Raw genomic sequence first — 13,934 nt, forward strand, 5'->3', positions numbered from 1 at the left:
CTGCCGGTGCGGCCGCGGGCCCGGCGGGCCGGGCGGCGGGGCCGCCCCCCCCCCCCCCGCGGGGGGGCGCGGCGCGCGGGGGGGGGGGCCCCCCGGCCGCGCCGACCGGTACGACGAGGGGGGCCGCGCGCCGCGCCCCGCGCCGCCGCCTCGTCAGCGGCGAAGCCGCGGGGGCCGACGTGCACGACGAGTTCTGCAGAGAGGCGATGAGCTGTGCAGCTGGCCGACTACTTGGACAAGGGCGCTTCCCTCGGCGGGGACCGGCCTTGCTTGACCACGGGCGGGGAGACCCGCTCGTACACCGAGGTGCAGCGGCTGTCCTGGCGGGTCGCCGGGGCGCTGCGGGGGTCCGGCATCGAACCCGGGGACCGGGTCGCGGTGCTGTCCGGCAACGACCCGGACGCCCTCACCTGCATCTTCGGCATCTCGCGGGCCGGGGCCGTGTGGTGCCCGGTGAACCCGCGCAACGAGGCGGCGGAGAACCGGCAGCTGCTGGAGCTGTTCGGCTGCCGCTGCCTGTTCTTCCAGGAGCGGTTCGCCCCGCTGGTCCAGCGGATCCGCGGTGAGCTGCCGCGGCTCACCGAGCTGGTGTGCCTCGACGGGGAGGTCGAGGGCGCGTGGACCTTCGACGAGTGGCTGGAGCGCAGGGCCACGCCGCAGCAGCGGGTGCCGCGCGCCGGGGACGACCTGTGCATGCTCGCCGGGACCGGCGGTACGACCGGGGTGCCGAAGGGCGTGCGGCTGACCGCGACGAACATGCTGACGGCGACGGCGACGACGCTGATGAGCTACCCGTTCGGCGAGTCGCCCCGATACCTGGCGCTGGCCCCGCTGACCCATTCGGCGGGGGTGCTGACCTTCCCGGTCCTGGCGCTCGGCGGTGAGATCGTCATCATGCCGAACCCGGACCTCGGCGAGTTCCTGCGGCTGGTGCAGCGGCACCGGATCACGCACGCGTTCCTGCCGCCGACGGTGATCTACGGGCTGCTGGACCATCCCGACCTGGACACGGCGGACCTGACCTCGTTGCGCTGCCTCTGGTACGGCGCGGCCCCGATGTCACCGGCGCGGCTGGAGGAGGCGCTGACCCGGATCGGCCCGGTGCTCGGCCAGTTGTTCGGGCAGACCGAGGCGCCGAACATGATCGCGACGATGGCGCCCGCCGACCACTTCCGCCCGGACGGGTCGATCGCCACCGAGCGGCTCTCCGCCGCGGGCCGCCCGAGCCCGCTGACCCAGGTGGCGGTGCTGGGCGACGGGGGCGCGCTGCTGCCGACCGGCGAGCGCGGCGAGATCGTGGTGCGCGGCCCGCTGGTCATGGACGGCTACCACGAGGCGCCGGAGGCGACCGCGGAGGTCAGCGGGCACGGCTGGCACCACACCGGCGACATCGGCTACCTCGACGAAGACGGCTTCCTGCACATCGTCGACCGCGCCAAGGACGTCGTGATCACCGGCGGGTTCAACGTGTACTCGGCGGAGGTGGAGCGGGCGCTGCTCGCGCACCCGGCGGTGCAGGACGCCGCGGTGGTCGGCCTGCCGCACGAGAAGTGGGGCGAGCAGTTGACCGCCGTGGTGCAGCCGCGGGCGGGCGCCCGGGCGTCCGAGGAGGAGCTGCGGGCGTTCGTGCGGGAACGGCTCGGCGGGGTGAAGACGCCGAAGCGGATCGAGCTCTGGCCCGACCTGCCCCGTTCCAAGATCGGGAAGGTGCTGAAGCCGGACATCAAGCAGCGGCTCGCCGAAGGCGGCTGAGGGCCGCGCCGCGGACCGGTCCGCCCGCGCGGGGGGGGGGCGGACCACCCGCGATCAGCGCGCCACGTACGCGCTCAGCACGGCCTGCACCTCGTACACGTCGACGCCCTTGCCGAACTGCTTCACGATCGGCTCGTACGCGCCGGACAGCCACAGCTTCAGCTCGGCGTCCAGGTCGAAGGTGCCCGCCGTCTCCACCGCGAAGTGGCTGATGCTGCGGTACGGGATCGAGTGGTACTCGACCTTCTTGCCGGTCATGCCCTGCTTGTCGACCAGGATCAGCCGCCGGTCGGTGAACAGCAGCGAGTCGCGGATCAGCCGGTACGCGGAGTGGATCTCCTCGCCCCGGGCCAGCAGCCTGCCGTACTCCTGCGCCGCCGCACGAGGATCGATCTGCGACGCGTTCCCCATCATGCCGTCGAAAAGTCCCACGGACGCACTCCCCTGCAAGATCGAGATTTCCCCTGGCCCCAGGGTAGCGAAGCACGCGGGCCGCTGATCCGGCGTGCACCGGCGGCACCGGATCCCGCCGCGCACCACCCGGTTGCGAGACTGGGCCGGTGAAGACCGATCGATGCCCCTGCGGCTCCGGCGACGTGTTCGCGGACTGCTGCGCACCGCTGCACACCGGCGCGCGCCGCGCGGCCACCGCCGAACAGCTGATGCGCTCGCGGTTCGCCGCGTTCGCCGTCGGCGACGCCGAGCACCTGCTGCGGACCTGGGACCCGTCGACCCGGCCGGACTCGGTGGAGCTGGACCCGGCACAGCGCTGGACCCGCCTCGACGTCCTGGACCGCAGCGGCGGCGGCCCGTTCGACTCCGCAGGCACGGTCCGGTTCCGCGCGCACTACCGGCTGGACGGCCGCGCCGGGTCGCTCACCGAGCACAGCCGCTTCACCCGCAGCGGTGGGGACTGGTACTACGTCGACGGCGACCACGAGTGACTCACTCCTCGGCGAGCAGGGCGTTCATCCGCTGCAGCACGTCCAGCTGCGCCCAGTTGTAGTACTCGACCATCGCCGGGACGACGACGGAGGCGGCGTACGCCTCCCCGCCCGGCGCGGTCCGCCACGCGTCCCGCATGGCCGGGTACGCCTCGTACTGCCGGTGGAACTCGGGCAGGTAGCGCTGTGCCAGGTCGGCGCGGGTGGCCTCGTCGGCGTCCGCGGGCAGTCCCTCGAACTCGGTCTCGACCGGCAGCATCGGCCGCGACACGATCTCCTGCAGCGCATCCATCACTTCGGGGCTGAACACCCTGGCGTACAGCAGCATCAGCGCTCGGCCCGAGCGCGGGACTTCCTCGCGGATCCCGTCGAACCCGGGCGGCAGCTCGGCCAGCGTCCGGTTCCGCAGCACCGCCGCGAGTTCCGCCCGCATCCGCTGCTGGCGTTCGATGCTCGCGGCGAGCTCGGCGTCGAGGGCCCGCAGCGCCTGCTCGGCGCGGTCGTCCGGGCCCTCCACCACCGCGATCTCCGCCAGCGGGACGCCCAGGTCCACCAGCCGCCGGATCCGCAGCAACCGCGTCAGGTGGCTGATGCCGTACCGCTTGTACCCGTTCGACGCCCGCTCCGGCTCCTCCAGCAGTCCGATCCGGTGGTAGTGGCGGACCGCCTTCACCGTCGTCCCCGCCAGCTCCGCCACCTGCCGCGTGCTCCACGCCATCGAGATCCTCCCTCTCATGCTCCCTTTCCACACCATGCCCCAGGGGCACGGTCAAGCGGGAGCTTCGGAAGGGGGCTCACGGGTCCAAGTTGGGCGATCGACTGTCCGGTCGGTGGAACATAGGCCTGTGAGCACGTTCGGAACCGGGCATCGATTGGACGTAGCATCTCCTGTCGGCTGGTCCGACCGCACCTGACCGACGCCGGCGCCGTTGACGAAGTCGGCCCTGGCCGGGCCGGAGGGCATGCTCCCGGCTCGCGCACATTCCCGCCACGCGAATTACAAGCGCCACTCCTGACGCTCTTTCAGTGAGCCTGCCGCCGACCGATGCCGACGACGGCAGACCCACCGCAACCATCTTCAACCCTTCTCCACAAGGGCCCACTCCGAAGAAGACTCAGCACGCATACCGGAACGAATCATCATTTTGCTCACCGCGCTCAGCTTCTCCGATTACCAAAGCTACGCGAACGCGAACCCGTACTGCCCGTACCAGGAAGAAACCGCGAGCATGGCCGAATTCGCGGCACCGACGACCACCGAACCCAACAGCAGGCGAAATGCGGGGGCGTTGCCACCGCGACGCCGAAAATAGCGCATACAACTTCTCCGAAAATGTTGTGCAGCTCGCACAAATGCGAGACGGTAGGTTAACCGCTACCCCGGCCGGGGTACCCCTTCCGTGAGGTTCCACCCGAGGAGTTGATCTAGCTAACCACACCGCGTGGCGGCCTTGAAGTCGGGGGTACACTGAGGAACTGAGACAGTCTCACATTAGGGAGCAGTCGAAACGCTGCGGAATCGACGGTCAGATGTCTTCAACTCCGAGCCCCTTCAAGCGATCACGGAGAGTGACCCAGCGCCTGTCCTTCAGCCCCTTGTGGATCTCCAGCGCCTCACGCCAGCCTTCGACCGCCTCACCCTCACTACCGGCTTCTAACAGAATCGTCGCGAGGAGATCGAGCGCGCGAGCACGACAGGGAAGGTCACCGGTCTTCCAGGTGACACCGATCGACTCCCTTGCAAGTTGCGCAGCATCTCGGAGCCGCATCTGCTTCAAGCCGATCTGCGCCAGCAAGCAGTACGTTTCCGCCAACGTCGCCAGATCATGGCATCTCAGATTGTGCTCGAGCGCCTCATTCCCATAGTCCAAGGCGGTTTCGAGCTCACCTCGATCAGCATGAAGAGCACCGATCTCGCTCAGCGCTTCACCGATTCCCTGCACGTTCCCGACCTTGCGGTGCAGAAAAAGAGACTCCCGGAACTGCCTGCTCGCTTCACGGGGGTCTCCGCACTCCTTGGCCAATCGACCCATTCTGCGGAGCACACCAGCGTGCACGTGGTCGAGGTGATGTTCGATGGCGACCTCACGTGCTTCGCCGTACAGGCGGGTCGCACCTTCGACGTCACCCAGGTGGCCGCGCACCGAGGCGAGGTTGTGCAAGGCCACAGCCAGACCGTGGTGATCGTCGAGCTGTCGGCACAGGGACCGCGCCTCGGTGAAGTTCTCCTGCGCACGCTCTAGGTCCCGCAACATCAGCTGGTTGTAGCCGAGGTTGATGATCGTGCCGATCAAACCTTCACGATCGGACACCGACATCGTCGAAGCTCTCGCCAGCCCGAGGCAAGTGAGCGCATCGTTGTACTGCCCATGTCTTTTGAACGGTTCGTTGAGCGTATTCGCCAATCGCCACGTGTGGTGGGGAAAGCCTCGATCGTGGGCAGCACGGACGATGGCCACCAGCACGCGGTGGTTGTCCACGAACCAGCGGATCGCCTCCCGCTCATCGGCGAACTCACGCCCGGGCCGGAGGACCGGCGCGAGCAACGGTGGAACCCCTGGACGGTGTTTGAACAGAACGCGTTCGGCACTGGTCGCGCAGTTCAGGTACCACTCGATCATCCGAGCTGTCGCCGCACGTCGCTCGACCATTGGCTCATCCGCATCCGCCTGCTCGGCAGCGAACTCATGGAGCAGATCGTGGATGTGGACGCTGCCGGATCGATCGTCCAACAGGTTGGCTTGGATGAGCTCTTCGATGAGGTCCAAGGTGTCCGGACGCGAGTCCCCCGTCATAGCGACGATCACGTCGAGGGATACTTCAGGCAGTGGGTGAAGCCCTAGGAGCCGAAAAAGACGGCAAGCCTTCGGCCGCAACGCGCGGTAGGAGAGCAAAAAGTTGGCACGCAGACTGGAGTGCCCGGCTCCGGCCGACTCTCCCATCGATAGCATGCGGTGTTCTTTCGCGAGGAAGTGGGCGATTTCAGCAAGCGGCGTGCGTGGGCGATCTTCGATGTGCTTGCTGAGGAGTCGAAGAGCCAGCGGGATCCCGGAGCACAGCCCGACGAGACGCGTCAGCGCCTCCGGCTCCACATCACAGCGATCGCCGATGGACTCCCGCAACCAGGCATGGGCCGTCTCGGTGTGCACGGTGGTGACAGCGACTTCCTCAGCCGACCAGTGCACCGCAAGATGGGCGAGACGCCGTCGGCTCGTGATCAGCAGCAAGGAATCCGGCACGAGGTCCAGCAGTGGTGCTATCTGATCTTCGTCGGCGACGTTGTCCAGCAGGATCAGGCTGTGCCGCCCGGTCAATACCGTGGCGAGCTTCGTCCGCTGCATCTCCTCATCGGTGAGCGCCTCGGCATGCGCGTTGAAACCTTGCAGGAGTCGCCGAATGAGTTCTGCGGACTCCATCCGCGGGGCACGGGCGAAGCCGCGCATGTCGACGTAGAGACCACCGTCGAACCGATCCCGCGATCGGTACGCCCAGTGGAGGGCGAGCGCGGTCTTGCCGATTCCCGCAGTGCCGGTGAGCACTACGATCTTCGCGGCTAGGCCGTGATCGGTCATGCGGCTGAGGTCGGCGATGACTCTCTCCCGACCGGCAAGCCTTTCGCGGTCGTGTGGGAACCGCCATACCGGATCTCGGTGCTGCGGCGCGCTGTCCCCTTCTCGTCTCGGCTCAGGGACGAGGGCCTGCTGTCTGTTCATGTAGGCACGGAGGGCGTCGGCCTCGTCCTCCAGCCCGTGCTCGCGCAGGTTCCGCCGGGTGACGAAGTAGTGCAAAGTCGCCTCATCGCGGCGATGCATGGCGTGGAGGGCGTCGACCCGGCGCATCGCAAGCGTCACCTCGAGTTCGTACTCGACCGACAGGTCGTCGAGGTGCAACAGCACTGCCTCCGGCTCGCCGAGTGCTAGCTGACTCTCGGCAAGTCCGTTGATGGCCGGCAACACCAGGTTCTTCCGAACCTTGTGGCGGAATTCTTGTGCAGCTGCGGTGTCCAAGTCGAGGATGGGCGGCTCGTTCGACAGTTCGAGAGCTTCGTGCAGCAGACCTCTCGCACGTTCGTGGTCCCTGTCCCGCAGTGCGGAACGTCCGGCGGCCAGCAGGTCACGTGCCCGGTGGTAATCGATGCGGTCAGCAGGAACGTCGAGCCGGTAGCCGTGGTCGATGTGGCGCAGCTCGTAGGGTGGATCAGTGAGTTCCAGGACTTGACGCAGCCGCGTCACGTAGTTCGTGAGGCTCTTGGACGCTTTCACCGGATCGGCTTCCTGTCCCCACAACCAATCCACCAACGCGGGGACTCGGATCGTCCGGCCAGGCCGCGTCAGCAGAACGCCCAGCAACCCCCTCACCTTCGCGGACTGCCGCCACCCCTGCGGTGCCTCCCCTGCCAAGCGAACCCAGACCGAGCCGCAGATCTTGAAATCCACCAGCGCCCCCTCCCGCTGGTCGAGACCTATCCTCGTGACTCCCAGTGTTCTCAGCACGAGTGGCCGTCACAGCGTCCATTCGCAGTAAATGCGTGCGCCACCCATAGGAAATCAACCATCCTTACAGGGAACTGACAGCGTTCTGCCAGTGTTCCCACCACGCCTTCCGTGATTATTCCACCGGGCACGCCCGAATGATCTACGCGGAGCCGAACACGCCAGCCTCAAGATCCACTCCCCCGCGCTGAGCTGCGGATTTCATCAAATACCCGTCTCGGCTGAAGCCAGACCACCGAACACCGCCACGCACCATTCAGGGGACGAATCCGTTCTCCGGCATTCACGACGTGCCGGATCCTCAGGAAGGCGGCACGTGATGACGAAGTGGATCAACGGTCCGATCGGGATCGGATCGCAACAACGGCGAAGCCGGGGAGATCTTCGGACCGTCCTCGTCATGGTTCCTCACCTGGTGGCGGGAACCCGGTTGATGGACTTCGTGCCGCTGCTCGAGAGCGACCATCGAGTCGAAGTGGTCTTCACCGTGCCGGACGCGATCGCAAGCTGGGACGGAGCAGAGGACTTCGTGCGGGCGCAAGGTTGCTTCGTCCTGCCCTGGCAACAGGCCCTGCAACACCGATTCGACCTGGTTCTCGACGCGAGCAGGAGTGACACGGATCCCGCGAACGGCCCGCTGCTGGTCACCCCGCACGGTGCGGGGGCGCTGCGCTCTCGTCTCCGCCCCCGCAAAGGTGGCGCGGGAGCACTGCCAACGCACGGGCTGGTTCGGGAGGAGCTCATCAAGCACGGCCGGGTCATTCCGTCATCGCTGGTTCTCAGCACCGACGAGGAGCTCGATGCCTTGCGCTCGTCCTGCCCGGAAGCCCTGTCCGCTGCGTTGGTCGCAGGTGACCTGTGCCTGGATCGCATGGACGCGAGCCGGCCGTTTCGCCCGCACTACCGGTACGCGCTCGGCGTTCGCGAAGACCAAATACTCGTCGTGATCAGCTCCACGTGGTCCACCGAGTCGTTGTTCTGCCAACGTCTGGAGATGTACCGACGGGCCGTGGACGAACTGGATCCCGATCGGTACCGGGTGGCGGCGGTAGTGCATCCGAACGTGTGGACCGTGCACGGCAGACGGCAGGTCCGGGCCTGGTTATCGGAGTGCACCGGACGCGGAATGGCGCTCCTGCCGCCGGAAGAAGGTTGGCGCGGTGCGATGGTCGCCGCCGACGCCGTTCTGGGGGACCACGGATCGACCACCCAGTACGCAGCAGCATTCGGAACACCCACCCGGTTGGCGACGTTCCCCGACGACAACGTCCGACGTGGCGGACCGGCCGAAAGCCTCGCCAGGCTGGTGCCCCGCTACGAAGAGGACCGTCCGCTCGCCGAACAGATCGACGAGACCATCGCCACGGCGCGTCCCGAGATCACCGAGAGGATGCGCGCCCTGCTCACCTCCCGCCCCGGGAGAAGCGCACGCATCCTCCGGCAGGAGATGTACCGGCTCCTGGGCTTGACGGAGCCGACACACAACGCACCCCTCGCTCCAGTTCCCCTCCCCAGGCCGGTCCCCGCGGCTTTGAGCATCGCGATTCCGGAGGTGCGCTGATGCTCAGCGATCACATCCGCCGTCGATTCGCGGCGCCGCCCCCCGCTGCTCACTCCTTCACACGACGGTCTCTGCGCTGCACCGAACGTGCTGCAGGAACCCTGTCGGTGAGTTGGCAACGGTACCGTTCGTCGAACTCGGATTTCTCGATGTGCGACCTCTCGGCGGCTTCCGCGCGATGGAGGCCGTGCGCTGACGTCCTCTTGGCGCGTTCAGGACTCGCATCGGCCTTCGACGACGCAGCAGAGCTGCACCAGCGGTTCCCGGCATCCGCCTTAATCGTCACCCGAACCAGCGCGACCACCTGCCTCCTGACCACCCCGATTTCGGCGTTGCACGTGGGTTGTCCACCGCTCGGCCCCTTGTCCGGCTGGTTGTGCGGCATCGTCGCCGGGTATCTGCTGACGTCGAATTCGGACTGTGCCGATCCGGCCTCGCCTCCGGTCCGGGGAGAAGCACGTGGGGGTTCAGCGCTCCGAGGTGCCCGTCCCTTGATTCAGGCGCATTTGGATCGACGCGGCGGAGGGGTGCTGCGATTGGCGGTAGAGCCCCTCGGCGATCTCCAAGTGTTCCCGTGCACTCGCGGCGTCGCCCCCTCTTTCGGCGACCGTGGCGAGTTCGACGTGGACGTCAGCCACGTATGAGGGCGATCCTGAATCGGCCATCCCTTCCAGCGACGCACGCAGCGCGTCCCCTGCTTCTTCCAGCCGTCCTTCCTCGAGCTGAATCCGTCCCAGAACGGTGAGCGCTCGTGCGCGGCCGCGTTGATCGCCGATCTCGGAGAGGAGATCGATCGATTGCCTGAGGTGTTCGACCGCCTCCTCGTACCGGTGGAGATCAGCGAGGACCGCACCGAGGCGTCGCAGCCGCAATGCGATGCTGCGGCGGTTCCCGGCCCCTTCGGCCAGCCGGAGAGCGCGTCGCAGGTATGCGAGCGCCTCGTCGAAGCGCTTCTCGCCGCGAGCGGCCTTGGCGAGCTGTGAAAGCGCGGTGGAGATGCTGTTGGCGTGGCCGGTCTCCTCCGCCAAGGACAACGCGGGCGCGCACACGTCGGCTGCCTCCTCATACCGCCCCAGATCGAGGTAGGCGAATCCGAGCTGGCATCGGACGCGAACCTCCCCGAGCGGAGAACCGACCCGCTCGGCAGCTCCGAGAGCGGCGCGATGGGACTGGATCCAGTCGTCGTACCACTTCCGGTACAAGAAGAAGCTCCACATCACCTCGCACCACTGCCACACCAATTCATCCCATCCGAGCTGCAACCCCGAGTGGAGGACGGCCAGCAGGTTGCTGCGCTCCCGCTCGTACCAGTCCAACGCGGCTTCTGCGGAGGCGAATCCGGCCGAACGGTCCGTCGCCGAACGGTCCGTATCGGACGCGAAAATCGATCCCAGGCGCTCGCGCAACGGGTTCACCGCTCGGTCCGCCTCCGCCGCACGTCCCAGGTACCAGCACATCGCAAGCCGACGGGCCGCATCGCGCTGCTCCGCTGAGTCCTCACGCTCGCCGCATAGCCGAGCGTGCGCACGGATCAAGTCGTGGAAGCGGAAGCGACGAGATTCCTTCTCCACCAGAAGATTCGCCTCCACCAGCTCCCACACCGGATCACGAACGTCGTCAACGTGCGGCCCCACCACAGCTCGAACCAGCTCGGAGGAGAAATCTTCACCCGGGCACACGGACAACGCACGGTAGACGAAGGCGGCCTGCTCGGATACGGCCTCGTAGCTGAGGTCGAACACCGACTCCATTGACACGTCATCGTGCAAGGACAATGCCGAAAATCGATCGTCCACACTACTCAACTGCTCTACGACATCCGATATTGACCAGCCAGGATGGGTTGACATCCGGGCGCCGACGACCACGATCGCCAAGGGAAAACCACTGCACAGGCGCACTAGTTCCAGCGCGATCTCCGGCTCACCGTCCACGCGGTTCTCCCCGATCACTTCCGCGAGTAGCCGCATGCCCGAACTTTCCGCCAGTGGCCCGACGTCCAGGAAGCGAGCACCGTCCAGCGCCAATCCCGCAAGCCGGGCGCTGCTGGTCACCACCACCAACGAGCCGGGTGAGTTCGGCAACAACGCACGCACTTGGGCGGCCGATGTGGCGTTGTCGAGCAACACCTGCAACGAGCGACCCGCGGTCATCGACCGGTACAACCCTATTCGATCGGCGGGCTCGATCGGGATGGATTCGGACGGAACCCCCAGCGAACGCAGAAAACGACCGAGAATCTCACTCGCCGAAACAGGCTCGCCTGACCCGTCAGTGCCGAGTTCCGCGTACAGCTGCCCTTCGGGAAACTCATCCGACCGGGAGTGCATCCAAGACGCGGCCAGTGCGGTCTTACCGATACCTCCTGACCCGCTCAGCGCAGCGACGGTCAACCTCCGATCCCCCCGCGACAGCCAGCCATCGAGCACCCCGAGCTCGTGGTTACGGCCGAGTAGAGGGTCCGGCCCGTACGGGACCTCGTGCGGGAGGGGGACGTCACCGCTCGCCGAAACCGCGTGGAAGTGCACGTTGCCGTGCACGACGCCGGTCTGGACGACCGATCCGCGCACGTCGGCGGACGTGGAATTCCGGACGCCTTGTCGGTCGCCTCGGCCCCGACTCTGGCCCGCTGACTCCTCGGGCATCCCATCCCCCTCGATTTGCAGACGCACCGCCGAACCATTCAAACACCGCGTACATCCCAGCAAAACCGCAACCGAGATGAATTTAGCACTCAACTCACTCACCCGATCGGACCATCCATCGTGGCGAACAAACAACCCCCGGCCACAAATCAATTCCACGAGATACTTTCGAAGACGCCATTCCCCACAATCGATCCGCTAGATGCAGATATCGGCATCAGCCGCGCGCAACCCGTGCCGGACGGGCAAAGCCTCCGGAGGTACGCGATCGCCGAAGGGTTACGGCCAAGAGAGGCAAAGTGGTGATCCGGTAGCGCTCGGCGATCCGACGGGTCTCGACGACGAGTTCGAGCAGCTGGGAACGCAGTACTCGGGAAGGTTCGTGCCTTCGTTCTCCAAGACGAGTGGGACGGCGCGGCGCGCGGCGAGCCACGGCTTCGCCTCCTCGGGGCCGTCGGCGACGACCATTTCGGCGCCCTCCGCGGTGCTGGGCAACGACCCCGACGCCCCGGTCTGGGTGATCGCGGTGTGTCTGTCGCGTTCTTCGCGCAGGGGACGAACACCATCGGCTGTACGCTGGCCTCGGAGATCGCCGCGCTGCGGATGATGGGACTCTCCGGAAGCGTGTTCGGATTCTTCCCGAACCTCGGTGGCGCTACGGTGCCGATCGTGGTCGGCACGATCCTCGACCTCACCGGCTCCTTCAACAGGACGCTGCTGTTCGTCGCCGCGCTGGCCGTGGTGGAGTTGCTGGCCTACCTCGTGCTCATCGACGAGGTGGACCGCCTCGAACCGAGGTCCGCTGTCCGAGCACCGACCGCTCCCGTCCAGGAGGTCCGCTGATGCCCCTTCCCTTCCACCCGTCCGACGGCGATCCGGTGCCGCCCGCGCTGCGCGGGTTCGCCCGCGCGCACGCGCACCTCGTGGAGCTGCGCGAGGGACCGGCCCATCTCGTCGCCCGGCACCGCGATCCGGCCCGCCGGGTCGGCCTGGTCTCCGGCGGCGGTTCCGGGCACGAGCCGTTGCACGCCGGGTTCCTCGGCCGCGGGATGCTCGACGCCGTGGCACCGGGCAGCGTGTTCGCCTCCCCGCACAACAAGCAGGTGCTCGCGGCCAGCCGCGCCGCCGCCGGGCCGGACGGCGTCGTGCACGTGGTGAAGAACTACACCGGGGACCGGATCAACTTCGGCATCGCCGCGGAGCGCCTGCGCCTGGAAGGCGTGCAGGTCCGGCGGGTGCTGGTGGACGACGACCTGGCCACCGAATCGGCCGACACGGCGACCGGGCGGCGCGGCACCGCGGCGACGGTCGTGGTGGAGAAGCTGCTGGGCGCGGTGGCGGACACCGGACTGGGCCTCGACGAGCTCGCCGAGCTGGGCGGGCGGTTCGCCGCGGCCTCGCGCAGCCTCGCGGTCGCGTCCCGCGCGCAGACCTCCGCGCACACCGGGGAACCGTCGTTCGCGCTCGACGCCGGGGAGCTGGAGCACGGCGTCGGCATCCACGGCGAGCGGGCCCGCAAGACCGTCGCCCGGCCGCCGCTGGAGGAACTGGTGGAGAAGCTGCTCGACGAGCTCGTCGCCGGGCTGCCGCCGGGGCCGGACCGGGTGGTCGCGGTGCTCAACGGGCTCGGCGGCACCACCCAGCTGGAGCTCTACGGGCTGCACGACCTGGTGTCCGACGGGCTCGCCCGCCGCGGGCTGGAGGTGTCCGGTGCCCTGGTCGGCACCCTGGTGCCCGCGCTGGACATGGCCGGGTTCTCGGTGACGGTGACCAGGATGGAACCGGACTGGTGGTCCTGGTGGACCGCGCCCGCGATCACGCCCGCCTTCCCGCGCACCTCGGAGGAATCATGATCGAGCAGGAGACGGTGCTGCGCCGGTTCGCCGCCGCGGTGGAGGACGCGCACGCGCAGCTGACCGAGCTGGACCAGCGCAGCGGCGACGGCGACTTCGGTGACAACCTGCGCACCGGGGTGCGCACCGCCGTGGCCCGCTTCGACGCCGACGGCGGTTCCGCGCTGGGCGCGCTCGGCGAGGTGTTCCTGGACGAGGTCGGCGGCACCAGCGGCCCGCTGTTCGGGCTGCTGTTCACCGAGATCGCCCGCGGGCTCGCCGAGTCCGACGACCTCGCCGGGTTCCGCGCCGGGGCCGGTGCGGGGCTGGCCGCGATCCAGCGGGTCGGGGAGGCCGAGGTGGGCTACCGGGCGCTGGTCGACGCGCTCACCCCCGCGGTCGACGCCGCCGAGCAGGGCTTCGCGGCCGCCGCCCGCGGCGCCGCCGCCGGCGCGGAGGGCACCGCGCGGCTGCGGGCCCGGATGGGCCGGGCCAGCTACGTCGGCGAGCGGGCGCTCGGCGAACCGGATCGCGGTGCGCTGGGCATCGCCCTCCTGTTCTGGGCGTTCGCCGCCGCCACCGAGCCGGCGGACGCCCCGGCCGCCCCGCTGCCCCGCTGAACGCGAGGTGGCCGGCCCGCTCGCCCGAACTCGTGGTCGAGCGGGCCGCTCACCTGCGGCGCAGCACCTCGCCCGACCCGGATGAGC

At 68.1% G+C, this 13,934-nt stretch carries 11 protein-coding genes; 6 read left to right on the forward strand and 5 right to left on the reverse strand.

Annotated elements, in window-relative coordinates; genetic code table 11:
- The first annotated feature begins 213 nt into the window (after positions 1–213).
- Positions 214–1,752 carry a long-chain fatty acid--CoA ligase gene (locus tag LCD35_RS22100; protein WP_225044763.1) on the forward strand — a complete coding sequence of 513 codons (1,539 nt, stop codon included), beginning with the start codon at positions 214–216 and terminating at the stop codon, positions 1,750–1,752.
- A gap of 54 nt (positions 1,753–1,806) precedes the next feature.
- Here the strand turns inward: LCD35_RS22100 and LCD35_RS22105 are convergent, their stop codons facing one another.
- Complete coding sequence (locus tag LCD35_RS22105) at positions 1,807–2,184, reverse strand: PH domain-containing protein (RefSeq protein ID WP_224959910.1); 378 nt, start codon at positions 2,182–2,184, stop codon at positions 1,807–1,809.
- 128 nt (positions 2,185–2,312) lie between these two features.
- On the opposite strand from LCD35_RS22105, the gene LCD35_RS22110 reads away from it, so the two are divergent.
- Positions 2,313–2,696 carry a YchJ family metal-binding protein gene (locus LCD35_RS22110; protein WP_224959909.1) on the forward strand — a complete coding sequence of 128 codons (384 nt, stop codon included), beginning with the start codon at positions 2,313–2,315 and terminating at the stop codon, positions 2,694–2,696.
- Position 2,697: 1 nt separating this feature from the next.
- Here LCD35_RS22110 and LCD35_RS22115 read toward each other — a convergent pair whose 3' ends face one another.
- Together LCD35_RS22115 and LCD35_RS22120 are read right to left on the reverse strand one after the other, a co-directional pair.
- Positions 2,698–3,414 carry a MerR family transcriptional regulator gene (locus LCD35_RS22115; RefSeq protein ID WP_224959908.1) on the reverse strand — a complete coding sequence of 239 codons (717 nt, stop codon included), beginning with the start codon at positions 3,412–3,414 and terminating at the stop codon, positions 2,698–2,700.
- Between the two features lie 808 nt (positions 3,415–4,222).
- Entirely contained in the window at positions 4,223–7,132 is a 2,910-nt protein-coding gene (locus tag LCD35_RS22120) for a tetratricopeptide repeat protein (RefSeq protein WP_224959906.1), read from the reverse strand.
- 376 nt (positions 7,133–7,508) lie between these two features.
- Here LCD35_RS22120 and LCD35_RS22125 point away from each other — a divergent pair, with 376 nt between their 5' ends.
- Positions 7,509–8,750, forward strand: a complete 1,242-nt coding sequence (locus LCD35_RS22125; RefSeq protein ID WP_224967744.1) for a hypothetical protein — start codon at positions 7,509–7,511, stop codon at positions 8,748–8,750.
- A 49-nt stretch (positions 8,751–8,799) separates the two neighbouring features.
- Here LCD35_RS22125 and LCD35_RS22130 read toward each other — a convergent pair whose 3' ends face one another.
- Both LCD35_RS22130 and LCD35_RS22135 read right to left on the reverse strand, forming a co-directional pair.
- Positions 8,800–9,135, reverse strand: a complete 336-nt coding sequence (locus LCD35_RS22130; RefSeq protein ID WP_224959904.1) for a hypothetical protein — start codon at positions 9,133–9,135, stop codon at positions 8,800–8,802.
- An 82-nt stretch (positions 9,136–9,217) separates the two neighbouring features.
- Entirely contained in the window at positions 9,218–11,497 is a 2,280-nt protein-coding gene (locus tag LCD35_RS22135) for a tetratricopeptide repeat protein (RefSeq protein ID WP_224959903.1), read from the reverse strand.
- Positions 11,498–11,923: 426 nt separating this feature from the next.
- Between LCD35_RS22135 and LCD35_RS22140 the strand changes: the two genes are divergently transcribed.
- From LCD35_RS22140 to LCD35_RS22150, 3 genes are read left to right on the forward strand one after another with little or no spacing between them, the layout of a single operon-like run.
- Positions 11,924–12,238: a hypothetical protein gene (locus LCD35_RS22140; protein WP_224967742.1), complete on the forward strand. Its 315-nt coding sequence runs from the start codon at positions 11,924–11,926 to the stop codon at positions 12,236–12,238.
- Positions 12,238–13,248: a dihydroxyacetone kinase subunit DhaK gene (locus LCD35_RS22145; RefSeq protein ID WP_225044764.1), complete on the forward strand. Its 1,011-nt coding sequence runs from the start codon at positions 12,238–12,240 to the stop codon at positions 13,246–13,248. The genes LCD35_RS22140 and LCD35_RS22145 overlap by 1 nt, the downstream gene beginning before the upstream one ends.
- Positions 13,245–13,847: a DAK2 domain-containing protein gene (locus LCD35_RS22150; RefSeq protein WP_225044765.1), complete on the forward strand. Its 603-nt coding sequence runs from the start codon at positions 13,245–13,247 to the stop codon at positions 13,845–13,847. The genes LCD35_RS22145 and LCD35_RS22150 overlap by 4 nt, the downstream gene beginning before the upstream one ends.
- Positions 13,848–13,934 lie beyond the last annotated feature (87 nt).

It is taken from the genome of Saccharopolyspora sp. 6V, from assembly GCF_020176785.1.
Lineage (GTDB): Bacteria > Actinomycetota > Actinomycetes > Mycobacteriales > Pseudonocardiaceae > Saccharopolyspora_C > Saccharopolyspora_C gregorii.

Coding starts and splice junctions, on each gene's coding strand:
- LCD35_RS22115 (WP_224959908.1), bottom strand. CDS start 3,414: ATGGCGTGGAGCACGCGGCAGGTGGCGGAGCTGGCGGGGACGACGGTG.
- LCD35_RS22150 (WP_225044765.1), top strand. CDS start 13,245: ATGATCGAGCAGGAGACGGTGCTGCGCCGGTTCGCCGCCGCGGTGGAG.
- LCD35_RS22130 (WP_224959904.1), bottom strand. CDS start 9,135: ATGCCGCACAACCAGCCGGACAAGGGGCCGAGCGGTGGACAACCCACG.
- LCD35_RS22145 (WP_225044764.1), top strand. CDS start 12,238: ATGCCCCTTCCCTTCCACCCGTCCGACGGCGATCCGGTGCCGCCCGCG.
- LCD35_RS22125 (WP_224967744.1), top strand. CDS start 7,509: ATGACGAAGTGGATCAACGGTCCGATCGGGATCGGATCGCAACAACGG.